Raw genomic sequence first — 6939 nt, 5'->3', positions numbered from 1 at the left:
CCCTTGCTCAAAACCCGAAAAAATCGTTATATGACGAACTTGTAATTCAGTTTAGCGAAAAGGATTCAAATCAAATAATAAATAATGTAAAATTATTTGTTGAAAATTATAAGCGTGAAATATATGAAAGAGAAGATAAACTTACTTATTCTTTCTTTTATATAAGTTGGGGGATGTATTGGAGAACTATATTGTTAACCGCATTAACAGAGAACTATTCTGAATATAATGAGTTTGTGAAATTATTTAGAAGATATTATTATCTTAATTGGATTGCTGGGTTTACCCTAACCAAGATTAAACAAACATCCTTCAATATTATTAAGTGGTTGAAAGAAAATAGAACATTGGAATTTATTAAAAGTGAGTTAGAACTCAATTTATCTCAAAATGATACCATAAGAAGAGCTACGGAGAATTTGAAAGGTGATATATATTATGAATCTTGGTGTAAACCATTATTATTTATGATAGAATATCAGCAAACAGATGATAGTAGTTTGAATTTCTTTGAAATGTCTGACACAAAAATTCAAGTTGAACATATATTACCACGAGCATACAAAAGTAATGTGGAATGGAATACTAAATTTGAAGGCAATGACACAATAAGTAATTGGATTAACACAGGTGGTAACCTTACTTTATTAAGTGGTAAAAAAAATAGAGATGCGAGCAATTATAGTTTTGAGAAGAAAATTATTGCATATAATGGAAAGGGGTATTATGCTGAAGATAGTGAAGGAATAACAGCATTCAGAATAACACAAAATATAGTTAATCATTATAATGATAATACCTATAACAAGCAGTGGAACGAACAATCTATTATAGATAGATGGAATTGGTTTTGTGGTCAGGTAGAAGTAATATTAGATATTGATTTAAGTCAGATTAGAAAATAGTTAATTTATTAGTTAGTAATTAACCGGATGCAACTTGAAATATTTTTCCCCACTATATGTGGGGATTTTTTTTGAAATACTTTCAATGCAGATTTGACTCTTAAATTTTATTTACCTATCAATTTCACATAACAAATAAACAATTATAAATTATGGAAGAAATTGAGAAATTATTATTAGAGAGACACCCACTTATTGAAAAATTATTAAGAGAGGGTATTATTAAAGTTCAGGAAGAATATTCGGATAGTGAAGAATTATTACCGGAATTAAAAGCGTCAATAATTGATGGAGGATTATTTAACAGGAAGTCAATTCAACATCCGTTGGTGATTGGTGATATAGGTATGATGCCAAATTCATATTACAATAATCAATTGATGAGAAAAAAAGAAAGATTAAAGGAATTTGAAAATAACAAGGAATTTGAAAGTTACTTGTTTTTAATAGAAAAACCTTTTCGGGTAACATTCTTTTCGGATTTGGTTAAACAACATAAAATAAAGAAGTTGTCAAAAAAATATTGGAAAATATTATCCTCTTTATGGACGGGAAGTGAGAATATATTTCAAAACAAAGAATTGTGGGATGATTTATTAAAAGACAAATCCAACTCACATTACTTTATGAGTAAAAAAGACCTTAAGTTCTTTAATTCTCTTGAAAATGAATTTATTGTTTATAGAGGTTATTCCCATTGGGAAAATGGATATTCATATACTTTGGACAAAGAAAGAGCAATTTGGTTTGCTGATAGATTTGGTCAAAATGGTTTTGTTAAAGAAAGATTAGTCAGAAAAGAGGAAGTTTTTGCTTATACCAATTCCCGTGAAGAAAATGAAATTATAATATTAAAGTAATTCTTAACTTATACTTTTGTTATAAGTATAAGTTAAAATGTATTGATTATCAAGTAGTTATGTTTTTAATGATATTTTAACTTATACTATCGGGTATTTTCAATAAAAGTATAAGTTTTTTTATTACTTTTGTCAAAAATATTACTATGAGTAGAGATGGTCAGAATACAACAACTTCATTCATTGAGTGGAATGACTTTATATCCTTAATAATTAGGTTGGAGAAGGATAAAGAATATAAATTTTGTTTGTTAGTTTCAATCGGTGTATTTACCGCATTAAGAATTTCTGACCTTCTAACATTAAAATATTCCCATATCCTTGATAACGACATTTTTTTATTTACTGAAAAGAAGACCAAAAAAGAAAGAAGTATAAAGGTTAATTCTACTTTGAAAGAAATTGTTCAAAGAGTTTATGATGTTTCGGGTGTGACCAATAAGGATGAATTTATATTCTTGAACAAGTATGGGACTAAATGTATAGATAAGTCCTATGTTAATGTTAAACTTAAAGAGTTATTCATTAAGTATAGAATAAGAGTAAAAGGAAATGTATCAACCCATACTTTCAGAAAAACACTCGGAAGAAGGGTTGTTGAAGTAAATAATTACTCAAATGAAAGTTTAGTTTTATTGATGGAGTTGTTTGGACATTCTAATATGGGAATTACTAAACGATACTTGGGGATTACAAAAGATGAAATACATAATGTTTATGATTGTTTGACCTTTTAATTATATTATAAAATGAACCATCAAGATGTATATTGTAAGATAATAAATAAGTTGTTGAACCAGTTAATGAAAAAAGAATACAATTATGACTTTGTGTTTTATCTTAACCCGGCTCAACACTTAATGAATAAGAAATTAAATTCAGATTTTCATTTGATTGAAGAAATAGTGTCAATAAATCTTAAATCTTCAATAAATATGTATCTATATGATAGGTTGTGTAAGGACTTGAAAGAATGTTTGAATAAGTTTTTACCTTTTGTTGAATGTTCTGATTTTAGAAAAATAAATAAAGTAAAACTTGTTATTAGACAACGGGTTGTCTCCGGAACATTATTTGGCACTATCTAATCTTTTTATATCTCCGAACAATTGAATGTTTTGACGATAGGAGAAATAAGTGTTTGATGATAGTTTATCTAATTCCTCATTTTCTTGATAACTAATTTTAATTGAAACATAAGGACATATTTTCTTTGCACGGCATCTTAATTCTAACTCATTTAATTTTGATTTCGTTGTCATAATAAAATTTAACTCCAAGTTTTCGTCGGTTAATAATGGCTCGTATATTCCTGATGGAACTATTCGTTTCCACCACAATCTATTTGACGGGTGACCTGTTAAACTTGCTTTTGAATTGGATAGTCGTTTATAAAACTCATTTATGTTGTTTAATCTGCGAAAGTAAGTTGTGTTGTCAAATACTATTGTAATGAAATACCAATGATGGTTATTTTTAAGTTCATTAACAAATGACTTTATCTTCAGTTGTCTCTTCTTCATATATTTTTGATTGTTTATTATAATGGGGATAATCCCCAAGTAGGTAATATCATCATTTTTGACCAAAAGTGGATAGTTTGCTATAGGTGTTTCCCAGACAATTATATCTGATTAGGTTCAATAAAACCTATTAAAATGGTAGTTCTGAAGCGCTTTTTGCTAACTCGTGATTTTGAAAAGGTGCTATGTTGTTATCCTTGTCAAACCTTACTAATTCTACCGGGAGAAAAGGGATTTGGAAAAGTTCTTGAGTATTTACAAACTTCTCAAGTTCGGCAATTCTTTTTGGTGTGAATTGTTTTGGGTTGTCATAAAATATTTCAAAGTAATAAATTAAATCATTCGGATTTTCAACAAGGAACCCCTGTTTTTCCACAACTTGATAAAAATGCACCGCAAGTTTAGGGTATTTGGATTTTTTAGGATAGTATATTTCCCCCTTGACGAAAGTAACCTTATCTATTAGTTTGGATTTATTTTCTTCAACTACCTTTTTTATTCCGTCTATTTTGAAGTATTCCATTATTGTTTTTTTGTCGGTGGAGGAAATTGTAACAACCCACTCTTTTAATTGGATAGGGAAAGTTATTTTACTTTCATCAATCTTAATTAACTCTAACTTATTATAGAAGGTCTGACAATTTTTTGATAATTGCGGATATTCACACATATCGTTTATTACTACATTTCCTTCATCATCTAAATTGATGTCAAACCCCAAATATGATTCTAATTTTTTCATTATACTCTTTAGTAATAAGTATTATCATATAAGGTAAAAGTCAAGTTTTTATCAATTTTACCCCAAAAATTTTTTTTTGTGTTTTGCAATGTTTAAGGCATTATCCCCCTAATACAGGATTTGATACCCGGCAGGAGGGGACTCGGGATTCCTTCAGCTAAACACCCCCGGAGGTAGGGGGTTGTTTTGTATTATTTTCATTATTATTTGGCAATTAAAGTAATAGTGCTTAATTTTGTTATGCTAAACAATCTTGTATGATACAAATACCCACCTACTTCAGAAGAAGATTAAATCAAATATTAAACTCTCAACGACTTGAATGGGATTACGAAACTTTTATTCAGGAATACAATTCCTTTCATAACAATTGTAAAGAAGTAATTGATAATTTTGATAATCACAAATTAAATATTGAAAAGAATAATTACCTTGAAAATCCACATTTCACATTACATATAGTAAAGAATAGAAATACATACGATAGTGTAATCGCACAAGTAAAATGGAAGTTTCCAATTCAAAATAAAATTAAGAAGTTAAAGTATCATCCTATATTCATTGGAACTACAAAACAATTAGGTTTGGATATAGAATCTCAAAGTGTGTTACTCGCATCTAAAGAAACTATTAAAGATTACTTTAACGAAAAGTCATTGCCTCTTCCTGTAGATTATAATATGTTGAATGAATATATGGAACTAACCGAAGCATTTGATTTAATAAGAAGTAAAAAAGATGAAATATTTGCACGGCTAAACCCTGAATTTTATTTGTCCAAGAATAAAACTAAATCTAATTACAAGGCGATAGTTGCGAATATAAAATGGGGGTTTCCATATCCCGGACGAAGTGGGTGTCCAAGATACATACCTTTCTATATTGGTTCTGAAAAAGACATAACAGATGATGTTAAAACTGATAAATTCAAACTGATTGTTAAACCAAAAGTCATTGAATATTTGAAACTTAATAGTTATTTTTAATGATAAATAAAAAATAATTCTAAAAACATATATAATATTGTATTATTATTTTATATCTTTGTATCGTGATTAACACCAATCTTTTAACGATTGGTTTTTTTACCGAAAAAGTAATGATGTAAAAATATATATGTTTTTAGTCGTTACAACAAAAAGAAAATTTACACAATTATTATGAGTAGTTATTATAATTCAACCAATTTAATCTCTTTAGGTGATGTATCAAATCTCCTAATGATGAACTCTATTCCGGCGGTAAAAAAATGGTTAAAGTCCAAAAACATCTTTATGAATAAGATATCAAAATCATATTATGTGTATGAAGTTGAAATTTTCACCGAATTGGAAAAAGAATACGCTCTTAACTTGAGAAGAAATTATCCGGCTCATTGGAAAGAAATGTATAAATGTGTAACAAGAAGTGAGTCAATATACAATTTAGTATTGATTCAAATAGGCGAGGAAGTTGTTTATAAACCTATATATAAGGTTAAAACAAGAGGGTCAAAAGATGAAAAATTATTACAAGAATTACTATCTATATGAAAAAATTAACTTTACCAAAAAACCACCTAAAAGGGTTGAAAATTTATTGTAATAAGTGTAAAAAATACAATCCTAAATGTAATCACAATGATGATTTACTTTATAGAGTTGTTGTCCATATTCCCGGCACAAAAAACTCAACCAAAATAAAAACATTGATTTCAAAAAACTACGAAGACGCTGTTAAGGAATCAATAGATATTATTAAGGAGTTAAAATCTAATGATTATAGAGATTTATCTACTGATAATGATAATAAAGAATACACTATGATTGGTGCGATTCTTAAATACAATCAATTTTTAAGTGGTGAATACGAACTTAAACATTTAATTAAGAAAGTTTCGGAAGGTCATCGTAAAGAATCATTAAGATTCATTAAATTATTTTGTAATGTCTTGAAGAGTCATCATAACTTTGAAATTATGAGAGTAAGAGATGTTTCTGTTAAAGATGTCTCAAGATTTTATGAATCAATGGAGAGTCATTATTCAGCACGAACCTTCAACAAGTGTATGATATCACTTAAAAGTTTCTTTAATTTTTTAATTGAGATTGAAAAAGTTGATATGAAAAACCCATTTTCTGTTTATAATTCTAAATCCGTTTTAACAACGATAAATGAGACGATAACAAAAGATGAATTTGAAAGAATACTTGATTCTATTGATAGTTCAGATTCCTTACTAAAATTAGGTGGTAAAGGAGAGGTTAAGAATATGTATCGTGATTATTTGAAACTTGGATTTAAGTTGTTTCTTTTAACCGGTGGAAGAAGAGAAGAAGTGGTTGATTTACGATGGTCAGATATATATTATTCGGGTGACACTTATTTTTTTATGATTAAGAATAAGAAGGTAGAAAGAAATCAAAATATAGATGGTGATTTTAATAAGTATATACCAATCAATTCAGACCTTTTTGATTTATTAAATGAAATAGGTTATGAGGAGAAAAAAACTTCAAAAGATTTTATTTTGTGTCCTGAAAGGAATGAAAGTGTATTAACAATAATGAATACATTAAGTAAATCTTTTACTTTTTATAAAAACAAGTCGGGTGTTACAAAAAATATATCTCTAAAACACCTCCGTAAAACTTATATAAGTTGGGTTAATCAGGTTATGGGAACTGATACAAGGATTTTAACTTCTCATTCAACTGATGGTGTGTTAAAGGAACATTATTTAGACCCAACAATATTAGATACTATTCAAAAAGGAATGTTGAACATTAAAGTGTTTGGACAATAAAAGAAAATCCCCGTTTGGGGATTTTTTTATGTCCTTTTTTCAATAAAAATAGGTATCAAACAATAAAATTCCTTACTCCATTTCCTTACTCCATAAAACACAAAAAAGAGTGACTTCCAATAAA

Annotated in this window: 8 protein-coding genes; 6 read left to right on the top strand and 2 right to left on the bottom strand. The window is 27.9% G+C overall.

Features of this window, described 5'->3' with window-relative positions:
* From Q0037_RS05920 to Q0037_RS05910, 3 genes are all read left to right on the top strand, one after another.
* The coding region (locus tag Q0037_RS05920) for an HNH endonuclease family protein (protein ID WP_297516622.1) at nucleotides 1–905 on the top strand (905 nt) is incomplete at its 5' end.
* 152 nt (nucleotides 906–1057) lie between these two features.
* Entirely contained in the window at nucleotides 1058–1765 is a 708-nt protein-coding gene (locus tag Q0037_RS05915) for a hypothetical protein (RefSeq protein WP_297516621.1), read from the top strand.
* 146 nt (nucleotides 1766–1911) lie between these two features.
* Nucleotides 1912–2502 (top strand): tyrosine-type recombinase/integrase, encoded by a 591-nt coding sequence (locus tag Q0037_RS05910; protein ID WP_297516619.1) that lies wholly within the window; start codon nucleotides 1912–1914, stop codon nucleotides 2500–2502.
* A gap of 333 nt (nucleotides 2503–2835) precedes the next feature.
* On the opposite strand, the gene Q0037_RS05905 is transcribed toward Q0037_RS05910, so the two are convergent.
* Together Q0037_RS05905 and Q0037_RS05900 are read right to left on the bottom strand one after the other, a co-directional pair.
* Nucleotides 2836–3288: a hypothetical protein gene (locus Q0037_RS05905; RefSeq protein WP_297516617.1), complete on the bottom strand. Its 453-nt coding sequence runs from the start codon at nucleotides 3286–3288 to the stop codon at nucleotides 2836–2838.
* A 130-nt stretch (nucleotides 3289–3418) separates the two neighbouring features.
* Nucleotides 3419–4030 (bottom strand): hypothetical protein, encoded by a 612-nt coding sequence (locus Q0037_RS05900; protein ID WP_297516615.1) that lies wholly within the window; start codon nucleotides 4028–4030, stop codon nucleotides 3419–3421.
* Nucleotides 4031–4287: 257 nt separating this feature from the next.
* Here Q0037_RS05900 and Q0037_RS05895 point away from each other — a divergent pair, with 257 nt between their 5' ends.
* The 3 genes from Q0037_RS05895 to Q0037_RS05885 all read left to right on the top strand — a co-directional run bounded on the left by Q0037_RS05895 (nucleotide 4288) and on the right by Q0037_RS05885 (nucleotide 6815).
* Entirely contained in the window at nucleotides 4288–5016 is a 729-nt protein-coding gene (locus Q0037_RS05895; protein ID WP_297516613.1) for a hypothetical protein, read from the top strand.
* A 288-nt stretch (nucleotides 5017–5304) separates the two neighbouring features.
* The gene (locus Q0037_RS05890) at nucleotides 5305–5562 is read left to right on the top strand and encodes a hypothetical protein (RefSeq protein WP_297516611.1); all 258 of its coding nucleotides are present in this window, start codon (nucleotides 5305–5307) and stop codon (nucleotides 5560–5562) included.
* Complete coding sequence (locus Q0037_RS05885) at nucleotides 5559–6815, top strand: tyrosine-type recombinase/integrase (protein ID WP_297516609.1); 1257 nt, start codon at nucleotides 5559–5561, stop codon at nucleotides 6813–6815. Before Q0037_RS05890 ends, Q0037_RS05885 begins: the two co-directional genes overlap by 4 nt.
* Nucleotides 6816–6939: the final 124 nt, after the last annotated feature.

It is taken from the genome of Flavobacterium sp., assembly GCF_027482425.1.
GTDB lineage: Bacteria > Bacteroidota > Bacteroidia > Flavobacteriales > Flavobacteriaceae > Flavobacterium.
Note: the sequence above shows the minus strand (reverse complement) of the source record. Positions and strands in the feature narration are given on the sequence as shown.

Coding starts and splice junctions, on each gene's coding strand:
- Q0037_RS05890 (WP_297516611.1), top strand. CDS start 5,305: ATGAATAAGATATCAAAATCATATTATGTGTATGAAGTTGAAATTTTC.
- Q0037_RS05885 (WP_297516609.1), top strand. CDS start 5,559: ATGAAAAAATTAACTTTACCAAAAAACCACCTAAAAGGGTTGAAAATT.
- Q0037_RS05900 (WP_297516615.1), bottom strand. CDS start 4,030: ATGAAAAAATTAGAATCATATTTGGGGTTTGACATCAATTTAGATGAT.
- Q0037_RS05905 (WP_297516617.1), bottom strand. CDS start 3,288: ATGAAGAAGAGACAACTGAAGATAAAGTCATTTGTTAATGAACTTAAA.
- Q0037_RS05915 (WP_297516621.1), top strand. CDS start 1,058: ATGGAAGAAATTGAGAAATTATTATTAGAGAGACACCCACTTATTGAA.
- Q0037_RS05910 (WP_297516619.1), top strand. CDS start 1,912: ATGAGTAGAGATGGTCAGAATACAACAACTTCATTCATTGAGTGGAAT.
- Q0037_RS05895 (WP_297516613.1), top strand. CDS start 4,288: ATGATACAAATACCCACCTACTTCAGAAGAAGATTAAATCAAATATTA.